The organism is Commensalibacter oyaizuii (assembly GCF_029953265.1).
In the GTDB taxonomy this organism is placed as follows: Bacteria; Pseudomonadota; Alphaproteobacteria; order Acetobacterales; family Acetobacteraceae; genus Commensalibacter; species Commensalibacter oyaizuii.
Window position 1 is genome coordinate 1,686,249 of the sequence record NZ_JASBAO010000001.1, and the last position, 16,268, is coordinate 1,702,516.

The 16,268-nt window shown below is 36.5% G+C and carries 10 protein-coding genes; 2 read left to right on the top strand and 8 right to left on the bottom strand.

Annotated elements, in window-relative coordinates:
• Positions 1-48 precede the first annotated feature (48 nt).
• Positions 49-3,441 carry an MFS transporter gene (locus QJV27_RS07570; protein ID WP_281448323.1) on the bottom strand — a complete coding sequence of 1,131 codons (3,393 nt, stop codon included), beginning with the start codon at positions 3,439-3,441 and terminating at the stop codon, positions 49-51.
• A gap of 33 nt (positions 3,442-3,474) precedes the next feature.
• On the bottom strand, positions 3,475-3,696 hold the full coding sequence (locus QJV27_RS07575; RefSeq protein ID WP_281448324.1) for a YiaA/YiaB family inner membrane protein: 222 nt from the start codon (positions 3,694-3,696) through the stop codon (positions 3,475-3,477).
• Between the two features lie 162 nt (positions 3,697-3,858).
• Here QJV27_RS07575 and QJV27_RS07580 point away from each other — a divergent pair, with 162 nt between their 5' ends.
• Entirely contained in the window at positions 3,859-4,437 is a 579-nt protein-coding gene (locus QJV27_RS07580; RefSeq protein WP_281448325.1) for a TetR/AcrR family transcriptional regulator, read from the top strand.
• A 39-nt stretch (positions 4,438-4,476) separates the two neighbouring features.
• Here the strand turns inward: QJV27_RS07580 and QJV27_RS07585 are convergent, their stop codons facing one another.
• From QJV27_RS07585 to proP, 5 genes are all read right to left on the bottom strand, one after another.
• Complete coding sequence (locus QJV27_RS07585) at positions 4,477-5,118, bottom strand: SGNH/GDSL hydrolase family protein (RefSeq protein ID WP_281448326.1); 642 nt, start codon at positions 5,116-5,118, stop codon at positions 4,477-4,479.
• A 128-nt stretch (positions 5,119-5,246) separates the two neighbouring features.
• On the bottom strand, positions 5,247-6,671 hold the full coding sequence (locus QJV27_RS07590) for a sulfatase family protein (protein WP_281448327.1): 1,425 nt from the start codon (positions 6,669-6,671) through the stop codon (positions 5,247-5,249).
• Positions 6,672-6,793: 122 nt separating this feature from the next.
• Positions 6,794-7,543 (bottom strand): pyruvate formate lyase 1-activating protein, encoded by a 750-nt coding sequence (gene pflA, locus QJV27_RS07595; protein ID WP_281448328.1) that lies wholly within the window; start codon positions 7,541-7,543, stop codon positions 6,794-6,796.
• Positions 7,544-7,618: 75 nt separating this feature from the next.
• The gene (gene pflB, locus QJV27_RS07600; protein ID WP_281448329.1) at positions 7,619-9,901 is read right to left on the bottom strand and encodes a formate C-acetyltransferase; all 2,283 of its coding nucleotides are present in this window, start codon (positions 9,899-9,901) and stop codon (positions 7,619-7,621) included.
• A gap of 1,002 nt (positions 9,902-10,903) precedes the next feature.
• On the bottom strand, positions 10,904-12,406 hold the full coding sequence (gene proP, locus QJV27_RS07605; protein ID WP_281448330.1) for a glycine betaine/L-proline transporter ProP: 1,503 nt from the start codon (positions 12,404-12,406) through the stop codon (positions 10,904-10,906).
• A gap of 783 nt (positions 12,407-13,189) precedes the next feature.
• Between proP and QJV27_RS07610 the strand changes: the two genes are divergently transcribed.
• Entirely contained in the window at positions 13,190-14,731 is a 1,542-nt protein-coding gene (locus QJV27_RS07610; protein ID WP_281448331.1) for a TerC family protein, read from the top strand.
• A 171-nt stretch (positions 14,732-14,902) separates the two neighbouring features.
• Here QJV27_RS07610 and gntT read toward each other — a convergent pair whose 3' ends face one another.
• Entirely contained in the window at positions 14,903-16,216 is a 1,314-nt protein-coding gene (gene gntT / locus QJV27_RS07615) for a gluconate transporter (RefSeq protein ID WP_281448332.1), read from the bottom strand.
• Positions 16,217-16,268: the final 52 nt, after the last annotated feature.

The window sequence follows — 16,268 nt, forward strand, 5'->3', positions numbered from 1 at the left end:
TATTTATTAAGTATTTATAAATAGAGTTTAGAATAGATTTAAATAATATTATAAATTTTGTATGTATTTTTGTAATTCTGGATAATTTACTTTTCCTGTTGCAAATAACGGAATATCTTGAACGATTTTGATACTTCTGGGAATCATGATCTCAGCAATATTACGTTCCTTAGCGTAGGTTAATAATTGACTGACACTAGCATTTTGTTGCGTGGTAATCAGCGACAACCTTTCCCCTTTTTTAGGGTCTGGCAAACTGACCACTGCATGCAGGGCTGTTGGCCATAATGTGGTGGCTAAGGTTTCCGCAGCTGTCATAGAAATCATTTCCCCAGCAATTTTAGCAAAACGTTTTATACGCCCACAAATGATGACAAATCCATCTTGATCAATTTCAACAATATCCCCCGTATCATACCATCCATCTTGGGGCGGTTGAATCTTGCCAGGATTGGTATGCAGCATATATCCAATCATAATATTATCACCTTTAACAATCAGTTTACCGCCTTTATCGATGCCAGGAACGGGTTCCAGTTTATAATCAATACCTGGTAAAAATTTTCCCACTGTCCCACCACGTGAATTCATTGGAGTGTTAATTGCCATAACGGGTGCGGTTTCGGTGGCACCATAACCTTCGAAAACGCGTACCCCAAAGGTATCTGCATATAAGCGGCGGGTTTCTTCTTTAACTTTTTCTCCGCCTGCAAAAATATAGCGCATGGCATAAAAATCATAAGGGTGGGCATATTTCGCCCAGCCATTTAAAAAAGTATCTGTGCCAAAGCAAATAGTTGCATCAGTATCGTAAATCAGGGATGAAATATTTTTATAGTGTAAAGGATTGGGATAATGAAAGGTGCGCACCCCATAGAGCAGAGGCAGCAAAATAGCCCCGGTTAATCCAAACGAGTGAAAGATTGGCATTGCATTAAAAACACGATCCGCGCTGCTGAAATCAACGCTACAAGCCAGCTGGTTACAATTGGTCAGAATATTTTTGTGGCTTAAGACAACAGCTTTGGGTTGACCTTCTGATCCAGAAGTGGCCAAAATAATAGCAGGGTCATTAGCATTAGCTTTAACACCAGGCAAAGATTTTGGATATAAAATATCCAATTTGGCTCTAATTTTCTCTGATAAACCAATAGCGTTCTTAATATCTTCTAAATAGACAAACTGTACAAAGGGTTTTAGATAGTCAATCGTATCGTGTAATTTGGCTTTTTCGATAAAGAGACGGCTGGTAATGATGGTTTTAATGGCGGCTGTAGAGCTAATATTTTTAATATTTTCAGCCCCAGTTGATACATTCACTGGATGGAGAACCCGACCAAAAGCCGATAATCCCATTAAGGCAACCAGCCCCCCACAAGATGTTGGTAACATTAATCCAACACATTCCCCAATGTCAGTATAATTGGTAAATTGTCGACCCAATAAAACAGCCCCCAATGTTAATCTGTCATAGGTTAAGGGATCACGACGTATATCTTCGATAATTTCTGTTTTTTTTCCATATATATCTTTGGCATCTAACAGGGTTTGAAAGAGAGTTTTATCGGTGTTTTTAGCTTTGAAAGCACTGTCGATCAAAGTACGTTGTAGAATTTTGCCGATATTGGCCCGATTTTGCCGAGGCGTTGCATTATGATCGGTATAATCTTGAATATTAAAAGAAGGCAGGATGGTAATGGACAGACGTGGAAACCATCGCATCCGTAATTTACCTCTCATTCTGCCCCACGGGGTAAATTGCAATCCATCGATATGCACAGGTAAAATACGTGCACCAGAACTACTGGCAACAATGCCCGCACCTTCATAGATTTTCATTAAATTACCTGTTTTGGTTAATCGACCTTCGGGAAAAATGACCAATTTTTCTTTGTTATTACGTACCGCATATATCATATCTTTGATGGCATAAGGGGATTGGATATCTACTTTGAAAATATTAACCGTGGCCAAAAATGGACGAGCCCACCATTTTTCTGCTGTTTTCGTATAAATTGCAAAAGCAGGTTTTTGGGGTAAATAACAGGAAAGCAATGTTGCATCCATAAAAGAGGTATGGTTGGAAATGATGACAACCTTTTCACCTGCTTGATGAAAATTTTCCATGCCAGTGATTTTTACACCATGAAAGAGATTGAAATACGCTTTGAAGAATGTTTTTAAAATTTCAGCAGGAAGTAAACGCATAATATAAATCGCAATACCAAAGTTAATGACAGAAAGACCGATGAATAAATAAGCAATGTTAGATGTATAAGCCGTTGCTTTTGCCCAGATGAAAGACCCAATAACCATCATGATGGCATTAATGATATTGTTTCCAGCAACAATTCTGGCCTTGCTGCTTTTTGGAGATTGATCCTGAATCATGGCATAAAGAGGAACCGAAAAAATACCACTACAGATCGACAGGAAAATCAAGTCTGCAAAGATCCGAATGCCTGTAAACGAGGTCAAAAAAACGTGTAAAGAGGTAAATGTACGGATGGAAAGACTGGCCAAGCCAAAATCAAGGCAAAAAATAGAAATTCCAATAGCAGCAAATGGAACATATTGTCCAGAAATACGCCCTTTTAATAAACGTGCACAAATAATGGACCCAATTGCAATGCCAATTGAAAAACAAGACAGGAAAATTGTTGTTAAAAATTGGCCGTTATGATGAATAATGGCTGATGATAAATCAAAAATGCCAGCACTAATAACAGCCCCGACAGTCCAAAACCAAGAGATACCCAAAACGCATAGCCAAATCTTACGGTTTTTGCGGGTCATTGCAATCGTGTTTAAAGTTTCTTTGGCAATATTCCAGTTAATTTTCAAAGAAGGATCTGCAGGAGCAACATGCATAATTTTGAAAATTGATCCCAATCCCAGTAATGAAAGAATAAATGCTGATCCGCAAACCCAATAAATGCCGTGTGAAAATAATATTACTGACCCTCCAGCAATCATACCGATAAGGATAGCGATAAAAGTAGAGGTTTCGATAACACTGTTTCCAAATAGGATTCGTTTTTGGTCTACGATTTCTGGAATAATACTATATTTTAATGGACAATAAAAAGCTTCGGCAGTGCCCAGAAAAAATAAACAAATCAGTAGTAAAGTGATATTTTGATATACAAACCCGACAGTAACAACTGGGATAAACAAAAGCTGAATAGTTTTTACAGCAATCATTACACGATGCTTGGAAAATTTATCAGCTAATTGTCCTGCGGTGGCAGAAAAACAGGCATAAGGCAGGATAAATAATCCCCCAGCAATTGCGGTTAATCCAGTGTTTTGATATCCCATGACAAATAATGCCATAACCAACATTGCATTCTTAATCATATTTTCGCTAAGAACACCGCAAGATTGTGCAAAACATAAAAACCACAGTGATTTAAGGGATAGAGCGGATGATTTTTGCATTTATTATACTCTGTTCAGTATAGGGATAAATTATTATTCGTTTGGTTCTTGATGTTCTGCTTGATCACGCAGGGTTTTTGATAAGGAAATTGATGATTGAATTAGGAATAACCCTGATAATCCTAAATAAGCACGTAACCAATTATCCATAGGCATATAGATGACTGCAAAAGCCATAGACAAGATGGCAACGATAAAACAAACCCAAGTAAAAAGAACCCAGCTGCTGGTTGTTGTATTAGATGAATTAGCCATTTTAATATCCTTTTCATATTTATTGAACAATGTTCATTAAATACAATTTAAAATTAAAATCAAGTATTTTTTTGAACTATGTTCAATAAATATTTTAATTCTTTCATTTTAAAAAAAATACGGGCATAAAAGGGACAAAGACAAAATAAAGGGAAAAGGTCAATGGGGCGTAAGGGAAAAGATCCTGAAGAGTTGCGTAAAAAAATTATTGATGTTGCCCAACACATTATTATGACAGAGGGTATTCGTAAGTGTACTGTGCGTGCTGTTACCAAAAAAGCAGGGTGTGCCCTAGGTTCGTTGGGATATTTATTCACAGGACTCGAAGATGTAATACTGGCCGTAAATACAAGAACCTTAATTGAAATGGGTGCGTATATGTTCGATCAGGCCAAGGCTGTTCAAAATGATTCCCCCGTAGAGCGTTTAACAGCACTAGCTGTAGCTTATTTTACCTATGCTCGTGATTATTTTAATCAATGGGAGGCACTGTTTGCGTTACGTTTTTCTCAAAGTAAGCTGCCTCAAGATTATTTAGAAATCAGGACTCATCTTATTTTTAAAATTACAACTCTGTTTACAAATAACGAGCAAGATCAGGAACAAAAATTAGTTCTGGCTCGTACAATGTACGAAGCAGTACATGGAATAGTTGTGTTGGGATTGGATCGTCGGTTAGGGGGGGAATATGCTGATGTTGAAGCCCGTATTCGTTTATTGGTTTCCATGATGATTAAATAAAAGAGGGATATGACTGTTTATGAACAGTCATATAGAATTTTATAGTATTGTAATAATTTTTTGTAAATTTTCCGCCAAAATCTGGTGCTGGTCGCTGTCAAAATGAACACCATCTATTTTACTGACATGGACAACAGAGCCAATATCGAAAAAGCTAATTTTATGATTATCAGCTATTTTTTTATAATATCTAGCTAAATGTTTGGATTTTTCTTCACCCCCTGCAAAAATTTCGCCTAATTCTCCAATCTCCAGAATGGGTGCAGGGCATAATAAAAGGATTTTGGGGTGATCGCTTTGTGGGTTTGTTTGGCATGATTTGATTTCTATAATTAAGTGATGAATAGAATGAGCAATATCTGCAGGTGTGACAGAAAATCGGGCTTTTAAATCGTTTGTACCTAGCATTAATACAATGATGTCGATTGGCCGATGGCTTTCTAAGCAAGGCCGTAGATAAGCCAACCCATTTTTATGAGATCCTTCAATAGGATCATTGTGCACGGTCGTTCGACCTGGCAATCCTTCTTCGATAATATGGTAATCTTGTTTCAGTTGTTGGTGTAAAATACCAGGCCATCGCTCATCTAATTGAAAACGTTCTGTACTGTCTGCCGAAGGCATGGGTTTTGTACCGTGGGTATTGCTGTCACCGTAAAAGAGAATTGTTTTTTTTGCCATCGTATAAAGCCTTTGCAGTATTTTTAGAGGTCTATTGATAATACTAAGATGTTTAATACGTAAATAAAAATAACGTATGATTGATTTAAGAAGAGTATTACTTATTCATACTCATGTGCTTGCAGAAATTAATCATCTTCAGATGGTGCTGGAACACCATAATGGTCGGCAAAATGTTTGCCATCTGCACCCCAACTATAATTATCTTTATTATAGGGCAACATTTGAGCGTTCCATTTTTCCCATTCCTGTTTAAGACTGGCAAATAGTTCAGGTCTACGTTCTTTTAGGTTGGCGCGCTCGCGTGGGTCATCAATGACATTAAATAAAAATTCATTGGATCCAATTTTTAAATATTTGTAATCTCCTTTCAAATGTGCATGTTGGTCTTGAAGATTATATCGCCACGATAAAGAGCGTTCTTGAATTCTATTTGGGTTTTGTAAAAATGGGATAATGTTAATACCATCTGTGGGAAAGCTGGGATCAGGATTTACATTTGCAGCGCTAAGAAATGTTGGCAGCCAATCCATAGTTATCATCGTTTGCTGAGTTTTTGTTCCTGCCCGAATATGGGAAGGCCATCGTAAAACAGCGGGAACACGCAATCCCCCTTCTAATAATTCGCCCTTCATACCTGTAAAGGGCCAGATATCAGAAAATCGTTCACCGCCATTATCACTGGTAAAAACGATAATGGTATTATCTGCAAGATTATGTTGATCTAGGGCTTGCAATATATAGCCGATTTGTGTGTCCATGGCTTGAACCATTTTACCATAAGTTTTTTGCGTGCCACCGTCATAATCAAATATTTTACCGTTGAGTCGTTTGGATTCTGCCTCATCATTTGGTCCCTCCCATGGCCAATGGGGGGCGTTAAAATGAACACTCAGGAAAAAGGGTTGGTCTGATTTTGCATAATTATCGATCAACCGAACAGATTCTTTCCCTAGTAACTCTGTTAAATATCCATGTTCATGAATCAGTTGGTTATCTCTGTAAAATTGATCTTTGCCTATATGGGCTTGGTGGGTAAAATAATCAGCAGCCCCACCAGAAATCCCATAAAAATGATCATAACCGCTTTTAAGAGGGCTGAATTTTGGTGGGTCTCCTAAATGCCATTTCCCAACCAAAGCAGTTTGATACCCTGCTTTTTTTAATTGTGCGGGCAATGTTGGCAGACCAGAGGGTAAACCAATGCGTTTATTTTGTCCAGTGATGGGTTCATCCAAACCACATTCAATTCTGTCTTGATATCGGCCTGTAATCAAGGCTGTGCGCGTTGCTGAACAAACGGCAGAGTTTGCATAAGCGCGATTTATTTTAATACCTTCACTGGCGATACGATCTATGGCGGGTGTTGTATACCCAGGATTACCAAAACAACTGACATCAGCATATCCAAGATCATCGGCCAAAATAAAAATGATATTAGGCTTTTTATAAGAGGAAACAGTCGGAGTTGCTTTGGCGTAAAATGCGGTACTGATACCAAATCCTGTGGCCCCAGTTAAGAAGTTTCGCCTTTTAATTAATGGAGATTTCATAATAAACACCTTTAAGATTAGATTTTAATCTACGTTATTATGAAATATATTGATAATGCAACTATATTTTATAGTATTTTTAATAAACAACTATTTTATTTTGTATTTTAAGTCTTCTAAAATTAATAGATAACTTTGTGTCCATAGCTGCTGATGATTTTTTGTAGCCTCTGCATTGTCTCCCTTGAGGGGGGAGCTACATCACTTAATCTATATTCACGTTTCAATTCGTGCCATTTATGTTCCCCCATTTGATGAAAGGGTAAGAGTTCAATTTTCTCAATATTGTCCATATATTGTGTGAATTGACCTAATAAATGGGCTGATGGAATATCGTCTGTCCATCCAGGAACAATAACGTAGCGTATCCAGGTGCGTTTATTGTTTTTTTGTAAGTATTTGGCAAAATCTATGGCATATTCATTAGAGATACCAGTGAGTTCTTTATGAACATCGTTATTTAGTTGTTTCAAGTCCAACATTACCAAATCGGTTTCCTGAACCAATTTTTCTATTTCAGAGGTATAGCTTTTTACATATCCATTTGTGTCTAGACAGGTTGTTAAATCTTCTTGATGGCAGGCTTTAAACCATTCTGTGACAAATTCAGCTTGTAAAATGGCCTCTCCACCTGATGCAGTGACCCCACCTTCGTTGGGACGTAAAAAGGGTTTATAGGAAATAATTTCTTGCATTAATTCAGGTACGGTAACTAATCTTCCCGCTTTCATATCCCAAGAATCTGGATTGTGGCAGTATAAACACTGCATTAAACATCCTTGAAAAAAGACAATATATCGGATTCCACAACCATCAACAGTACCAAAAGATTCGATTGAATGAATACGTCCAGTGATAGAATTTGATGGCATATATAATCTTTCTGATATTTAAACATTAAAAAAAGAAAGATCCCAAAATAAGGATCTTTCTAAAGGAGAAAATCACTACATATTCGCAGTAAAGGTACGATTGATCACATCGTTTTGCTGTTCTGTAGTTAAAGAGTTAAATCTTACAGCATATCCCGAAACACGGATGGTTAGGCTTGGATATTTTTCGGGATGTTGTTGGGCATCAACCAGCGTTTCACGATTAAAAACATTAACGTTCAGATGTTGTCCACCTTCGCGATTATCATTGTGGTGGAAATATCCGTCCATCATACCTGCTAGATTTGCCTTACGCATGCAATCATCTTTACCCAATGCGTTGGGGATAATTGAAAATGTATAAGAAATACCATCTTTTGCATAAGCATAGGGCAGTTTCGCAACAGAGGTCAATGACGCAACGGCACCTTTCTTATCGCGTCCGTGCATTGGATTGGCACCTGGCCCAAAAGGTGCACCAGCACGACGACCATCGGGGGTACTTCCTGTTTTTTTACCGTATACAACATTGGATGTAATGGTTAAAACAGATTGTGTAGGCAGGGCGTTGCGATATGTAGGCAGTTTGCTGATTTTTTTCATAAAGCGTTCAACAAGATCACAGGCTATATCATCAACGCGTGGGTCATTGTTGCCAAATTGTGGGTATTCCCCCTCTATTTTGAAATCTACAGCTACCCCATTTTCATCACGAATTGGACGTACTTTGGCGTGTTTAATGGCTGATAAAGAATCTGCAGCAACGGAAAGTCCAGCAATACCACAAGCCATAGTGCGCACAACATCACGGTCATGTAAGGCCATCAAAGCAGCTTCATAGCTGTACTTGTCGTGCATATAATGGATACAGTTTAAGGCAGTGATATATTGTTTTGCTAGCCAATCCATGAAATGATCCATGCCTGTCATGACTTTATCAAAGTCAAGGATTTCATCCATCATAGGTGCAGTTTTTGGTCCAACCTGAACTTTGGACTTTTCATCTATGCCACCATTAATGACATAAAGTAAGGTTTTGGCAAGATTAGCCCGTGCACCAAAGAATTGCATCTGTTTACCAATGACCATTGGGCTGACGCAGCAAGCAATAGCATAATCATCACTGTTAAAGTCCGGACGCATTAAGTCGTCATTTTCATATTGTAAAGATGATGTGTCGATAGAAACTTTACTGGTGAATTCTTTAAAGCTTTTTGGAAGTTTTTCAGACCATAAAATCGTAATATTAGGCTCTGGAGATGGTCCCATTGTATATAGAGTGTTTAAGAAACGAAAAGAGTTTTTTGTTACCAATGTGCGACCATCAAGTCCCATGCCCCCCACAGATTCGGTTGCCCAGATTGGATCCCCAGAAAATAGTTCGTCATATTCGGGGGTGCGCAAGAAACGTACCATACGTAATTTCATTACAAAATGGTCAATATATTCTTGGGCTTGTTCTTCTGTAATAACGCCGTTATCTAGGTCGCGTTGGATATAAATATCAAGGAATGTTGAGGTTCGTCCCAACGACATTGCTGCACCATTTTGAGATTTAACCGCAGCAAGATAAGCAAAATAAGTCCACTGAATGGCTTCTTTGGCATTGGTGGCAGGCCCTGATATGTCGTAACCATAGGAGGTTGCCATTGTTTTCATATCATTTAAAGCTTTATACTGTTCGGTAATTTCTTCGCGTAAACGAATGATTTCCTCTAAGTTTTTACCGCTTTCTAAGTCTGGTTGTAAGGAGTCAAACTGCTTACGCTTATCAGCCATTAAGAAATCAATACCATACAGGGCTACACGGCGATAATCGCCAATGATGCGGCCACGTCCATAAGCATCAGGCAGGCCAGTAATGACGCCTGACTTACGACAGGCCATAATTTCAGGAGTATAAACATCAAATACGCCTTGGTTATGGCTTTTACGATATTTGGTGAATATTTCTGTCACAGCAGGATCTAAAGTGCGATCATAAGCCTTGCAGGAATTCAAGATCATTTTTATGCCACCATTAGGCATAATAGCACGTTTTAAAGGTTTATCTGTTTGCAAACCAACGATGGTTTCAAGATCCTTATTAATATATCCTGCATCGTGAGAGGTGATGGTTGAAATGATGCTTGTATCAAAATCAAGAGGTGCCTTAGTTGCGTTTTCAATTTTAATACCTTCCATGACTTCTGCCCACAACTTAGTCGTGGCATCTGTAGCAGAGGCTAGAAAAGATTCGTCCCCTTCATATGGGGTATAGTTTGCTTGAATAAAGTCACGAACATCGACTTCCTTTTGCCACTGATCTCCTTTGAAACCTTTCCAGGCTGTGGATTGTTGTTCGATATAATTGGACATGGTTATCTCCTTAATTGCAAGGGGCAAGTCATGGGGTATTATTTATAGTTGGCAGCAACAAAAATTATATTTCAGATATGAATGTTGGTCAGGAAACAAATGAAATGAAAAAGAGTTTAATTTGAAATAAATATATAAATAAATCTTATTATATAAAATATAAATAAGTGTATAAAATGTATTTTTTATACCTATTAATGCCATTTACTTACTTTCAACAATGAAATTTCTTTTCATTGCTATTAATTCTACTTATTAATACCTGTTATATTTATATAGTAAGATCTTATATTTCTACTTTCAAGTAATATTTACCATATTATTTACAATAATTTACTATGAAATATCGTTTTTTTTTGCTAAACTTGATTTTTATGCCCTGACACTCGAACTATTTCTGACGAGACGTTACTTAATCATTAAGGATATTTCTTAGCTCTACAAAAATTTGGAACTGAATTATCGATAAGAGGTAAAAGACCATTCAAAGGGTCTAAATAGTTTTTGATTTATCGAAAACCTTATGTTTTATGTGTGAGATTGACTTAAGGAAGATCTATGATGATGGTTAAAAGGAAAAGTTTTAAATAAAATTTGGGAGCTTAACGGTAATTTATACCAGTGAAAGTGTAATTCTGTTATTTTATGAAAAGGTCATATTGGGGGACATTTTGCATACAACTATTGCGTGAGTGCCTACAATAATTTGTAGAGTTATGTATTCATGACCTCGTAAATTGTCATTTTTATGAAATAACTTACAGATGCAGGGTATAAATTTTTAAAATATAAAGCTGTTATCATCTTTGTCTGTTCAAAAAATGATAACAACTTATTAATATAGTAATATATAGATGATTAAAGAAAGTATTTATTTAATAAATACTTATAAATTAATTTGATATTTTGGGAGTTTGTAACAAAAAAACTCCTGAATTTAATTCAAGAGTTTTTAGTGATAGCAATGAATATCAAAGACTTTAATATTTATCTTTTATCTGATTAATCCAGTTTAGGGTGCTGATCAATTAAAGTCTGACGTTTTCTTTCAAGTTCTGCAATTGTTTCGTCAATTTTCTCGACCTTTTGTTCGATAGTTTCGAAATGTTGAGAAAGTATTTCTTTGGCTTCTTCTTTATCAGAGGCGGTCGGGGTTGCACCGCGTAATGGCTTATTAGCAGTTTCTGGCATGGAAAAGGCTGTCGCCAACCCTATAAGAGAAACGATCATTAAATAATATGCTGGCATATACGAATTGTTTGTGGCACTGACCAACCATGCAACAAATGCGGGGGTAAAACCTGCAATGATAATAGAAACATTGAAAGAAATGGCAAGGGCACTATACCGCACATGTGTTGGGAATAATGCTGGTAAAACAGATGCTGTGACCCCAACAAAGCAGTTTAAAGAGACCGTTAATATCAATAATCCAACAAATATCAATCCCACGGTGTCACTTTGAATTAACCAAAATGCTGGATAGGATAAAAAGAACAGACCAATGCTACCTGCAAAAATAAAGGGGCGTCTACCGATCTTATCACTAGTTAACCCGATAAACGGTTGTACAAACAGCATCCCAGCCATGATTGCAATGATAATTAACAAACCATGATCTTCTGAATACCCCAATCTCCCAGACAAATAGTTTGGCATATAGGTCAGCAAAACATAATAGGTAATGTTCATTGCTAGGACCAGACCAATACAAATGATGAAACTTTTGGAATATTTGGTTGCGACTTCCTTAAATGATAATTTAGGGGGTTGTTGTAATTCTTTTTTGCTGTCGCTTTCCATGGATTCAATATGTTTTTGGAAAGCAGGTGTTTCTTCTAATTGGTTTCTTAAATAAATACCAATAAACCCAAGGGGTAATGCTAGAAAGAATGGTAACCTCCATCCCCAAGAAACTAGTTGTTCGTTTCCAATAATACTTGAAATAGTAACAACAACACCAGCCCCTAAAACAAAACCAGCAATCGAACCAAAATCAAGCCAGCTGCCTAAAAAACCACGTTTACGGTCGGGCGCATATTCTGCTACAAAAATCGCCGCCCCCGAATATTCCCCACCTACGGAAAAACCTTGCGCCAACTTACAAATTAATAACAAGATTGGGGCGAGTATGCCTATACTGCCATATCCTGGGATTAATCCGATGGCAAAGGTGCTAATAGACATGATCACGATTGTTATTGATAGTATTTTTTGTCGGCCGTATTTATCCCCTAAAATCCCAAAGAAAATACCGCCCAAAGGTCTGACCAGAAAAGGTACAGCAAATGTTGCTAGCGATGCTATAATTTGGACGCTGGCACTGGCGCCAGGGAAAAATATTTTTCCCAAAGTAATGGCTAAGAACCCATAAACGCCAAAATCAAACCATTCCATCGCATTACCCAATGCTGCGGCGGTAATCGCTTTTTTCAGTTTATCGTCATCAACAATTGTAATGTCGTTAATATGCAGTGGTTTATGTTTTTTTCGTCTAAGTTTCATAAAAAATCCTTTAGGTCATTATGATCATGATGGTTGTTAATAGTAATTTACTGAAATATTTACTTTTTTAAGAATTTTTTTTAAAGCGCTCTAGCAGAAATTTTAAATAGAATATGTTTATATCTAAATGTAATAAAGGTAGATTGATTGCATTTAGAAATAATCATTTTGACACAGAAACGCTTATTAGGTTTTGCATCTATGTTATTTATACAAATAACTCCTTATCCTTTATTTTAGGCCTAAGTCATTTAAACAGTTAGCTCGGATACAACCAACGATTATCGTTTAAAAAAAAAACAATTATCTTAGTTTGACAATTATTGAGAAGTTTCTTTGACAATTTAAGTTAAATAGAAAGTTCCAAATTTGCATCATAATATATGCCCTTTGTTATGGGGAACTAACCAAGTAATAATAGTATTCTTTTTACGAGAACTCATCATTGTATTTTTTGTATTTAGAACATTCCTGAAAAAGAAAATAATAGAGATGCAATTATTTATATTCTATCAATTTCTAAAGCTAAAGTGTTATAGTTTGCCACTATTAAATGGCATAATTTTTCTAATATCGTCAAGTATTTTTTAATTGATAAATATAAAAATACAAATTTTTTTTGTATTATTTAGCTACAATAATCTGAATTTATTGGTAATTTTTTAGGCAAAAAAAAGGCATAAATTATTGGTATTTTGAGATAGATATTAATTAATTTTTTATTTAACTTTTTATTATGTTTCTTCTAAACTTGCCGAATAATTTTTTATTTGAGAAATATACATGGAATTTTTGTTAGATTTTTCAGTTTGGGCTGGTTTAATTACCCTGATTATTTTAGAAATTGTCCTTGGCATTGATAACCTCGTATTTATCGCCATTATTGCAGATAAACTGCCCCCTGCACAAAGGGATAAAGCACGCATTGTTGGGCTGACTTTGGCGATGATAATCCGTCTTGGATTATTGTCTATTATTTCGTGGATTGTTACTTTAACAACGCCCATAGTAAAATATGGATCATTTCATTTATCTATTCGGGATTTAATTCTTATTGTTGGAGGTTTTTTCCTTTTATTTAAGGCAACTGTGGAATTACATGAACGTTTAGAAGGAATAACTGAGGAAGAAAAAGGCAATCAGGGATACGCTAAATTTTGGATTGTTATTTTTCAGATCGTTATTTTAGACGCTATTTTTTCACTAGATTCTGTCATTACTGCTGTGGGCATGGTTAATGATTTGCCCATTATGATATCAGCGGTCATTATTTCAATGATTATTATGATTGCGGCATCAAAACATTTAACAAATTTCGTTAATGCCCACCCAACAGTGGTGGTATTATGTTTAAGTTTCTTGATGATGATTGGATTTGGCTTGATTGCTGAGGGAATAGGATTTCATATTCCAAAGGGATATATGTATGCTGCAATTGCCTTTTCTTTACTTATTGAATTCTTTAACCAAGTGGCACAACGAAATTTTATTAAACATCAGTCCAGACGCCCCATGCGTGAGAGAGCTTCTGAAGCGATTATGCGATTAATTGGTCAAGGTCATCAAAATAAAGCCTCGTTGCAGGATGATAGCGTTGTATATCAGGAAGGGTTTGCAGAAGAAGAACGATATATGATTAATGGCGTGCTGACATTGGCATCGCGTTCTTTGCGCAGTATTATGACTCCCCGTTTAGAAGTCTCATGGGTCGATTGTGAGCAATCACCCGATACTATAAAAAAACAAATTTTAAATACTCCTCATAATCTTTTTCCAGTGTGTAGAGGAGAGTTGGATAGAGTCATTGGGGTGGTTCGTGCCAAAGATTTATTAATGGTTTTAAATAATAATGAAGATGTTGCTGCTTTTGCAGAAAAAAGCCCACCAATTGTCATTCCCGATATGATTGATGTTATTAATTTATTGCCCATTTTAAAAAAATCAAAAGGCAGATTAATCGTTATCACAAATGAATTTGATACCGTGCAAGGTATTGTTACTCCTCTAGATGTTTTAGAAGCAATTGCAGGTGAATTTCCTGACGAAGATGAAACTTCCAAAATTATTCGGGAAGAAAACAGCTGGTTGGTCAAAGGAACCGCTGATATCCATTCTGTAATGATTACGATCAATGAAGATGCTTTTTTTGATCATGACGAACAATATGTTTCTTTGGCAGGTTTTATATTTGCCCATCATAAGAAAATCGCAATGGTGGGGGATGTAATCACGATTAAAAACCTAAGATTTGAAATTGTTGAAATAAAAGATCACAGAATTGATCTAGTACGTATTACTAAGGTAGAGCCTCAAGACGAGGAATAAATAAATTATAAGACCGTTATTGATTAATTTATATCTAATCCACGATGTGTAATTTACTGGATTTTTGTTTTCGTGCATCGTGGGTGGGGTTAATATGCAATGATTGATGCGTAATTTTTGATAATCCTTAGATATTTTTTATATAAATGATTAAGAATGATGGTATTTACTTTATAAAGATGACAAAATAAGGCATCCAATAAGACCACAGACCGAGATAATGGTTTCAATGATAGACCATGAATAAAAGGTTTCTGCGATGGTCAAGTTAAAATATTCTTTGAAAAGCCAAAACCCAGGGTCATTAACATGAGAGAATATAAGACTCCCTGATCCTACAGCAATGACCATTAATTCAGGACTAGCCCCCATTGTTGTTATAAGAGGGGCAACGATGCCCCCAGCTGTGATCGCAGATACGGTTGCGGATCCCAAAGCAATACGTAATAGTGCCGCAATGGACCACGCGGTAAAAATAGGGGGCATGTTGCTTTCATGAATAATATTGGTGATATAGTGATCAACGTGGCTGTCTATCAAAATTTGCTTGAATGCTCCACCCCCGCCAATAATAAGTAAAATCATCGCAATAACTTTGATCGCGTCTGTTATGGTCTGTGAAATCTCGTCCATAGTTTTATGACGATTCAAACCAAAGGTAAAAATAGCAATCAATACTGCAATTAGGGTGGCAATAATTGGATTACCTAAAAATTCAATATAGGGTAGCAAAATATAGTTTTTAGGAGCTACCATTTCTGTAATTGCGCGTAAGCTCATTAATATAACAGGGGTTAAAGCAGTCCATACACTGACGGCAAAGCTTGGCATTTCGTCATTAGTAAATTTTTTGGAATTATATAAATTTTGAAGAACAGGCTTATCAATTTTTTTAAGAAAATGCGCATAAACAGGTCCTGCTAAAATAACCGTTGGAATGCCTAGCAAAGTTCCATATAAAAGTGTTTTCCCCATATCAGCATGAAAAATTGTTGCAAGTGCTGTTGGCCCAGGGTGTGGGGGCAAAAAACCATGAGTAATAGATAAGGCAGCAGCCATAGGCGTACCAAGATATAAAATTGGAACCCTAGCTGTAACGGCGATGGTGCAAACAAGAGGAAAGAGCAAGACAAAACCGACCTCATAAAACAGGGAAAAGCCCAAGGTAAACCCTGTTAAAACTACAGCCCATTGGATATATTTGGGACCAAACAAATTAATCAGAGTGGTAGAAATTCGTTGTGCCCCTCCACAATCTGATAACAACTTTCCTAATATGGCACCAAAGCCAATAATAAGGGCCAGCTGCCCCAATGTATTACCAATACCCATTTCAATAGAAGTTAGAACGTTGGTAATGGGCATACCCTCTAATATTCCAACGAATAAAGATACTAATATAAGTGCAATAAACCCGTTCAACTTGCAGCGAATCATTAAAATCAGAAGAAGGAAAATACCAACAGCAACAATTAATAAAGGCATTAGTATATCCCTCGTCTAATATCGATTGAAACGTAACTTTTTATAGATTTAA

Bases quoted from the DNA above. Each gene is read 5' to 3' on its own strand.
- QJV27_RS07570 (WP_281448323.1), bottom strand. From the start codon at position 3,441: ATGCAAAAATCATCCGCTCTATCCCTTAAATCACTGTGGTTTTTATGT.
- QJV27_RS07575 (WP_281448324.1), bottom strand. From the start codon at position 3,696: ATGGCTAATTCATCTAATACAACAACCAGCAGCTGGGTTCTTTTTACT.
- QJV27_RS07580 (WP_281448325.1), top strand. From the start codon at position 3,859: ATGGGGCGTAAGGGAAAAGATCCTGAAGAGTTGCGTAAAAAAATTATT.
- QJV27_RS07585 (WP_281448326.1), bottom strand. From the start codon at position 5,118: ATGGCAAAAAAAACAATTCTCTTTTACGGTGACAGCAATACCCACGGT.
- QJV27_RS07590 (WP_281448327.1), bottom strand. From the start codon at position 6,671: ATGAAATCTCCATTAATTAAAAGGCGAAACTTCTTAACTGGGGCCACA.
- pflA (WP_281448328.1), bottom strand. From the start codon at position 7,543: ATGCCATCAAATTCTATCACTGGACGTATTCATTCAATCGAATCTTTT.
- pflB (WP_281448329.1), bottom strand. From the start codon at position 9,901: ATGTCCAATTATATCGAACAACAATCCACAGCCTGGAAAGGTTTCAAA.
- proP (WP_281448330.1), bottom strand. From the start codon at position 12,406: ATGAAACTTAGACGAAAAAAACATAAACCACTGCATATTAACGACATT.
- QJV27_RS07610 (WP_281448331.1), top strand. From the start codon at position 13,190: ATGGAATTTTTGTTAGATTTTTCAGTTTGGGCTGGTTTAATTACCCTG.
- gntT (WP_281448332.1), bottom strand. From the start codon at position 16,216: ATGCCTTTATTAATTGTTGCTGTTGGTATTTTCCTTCTTCTGATTTTA.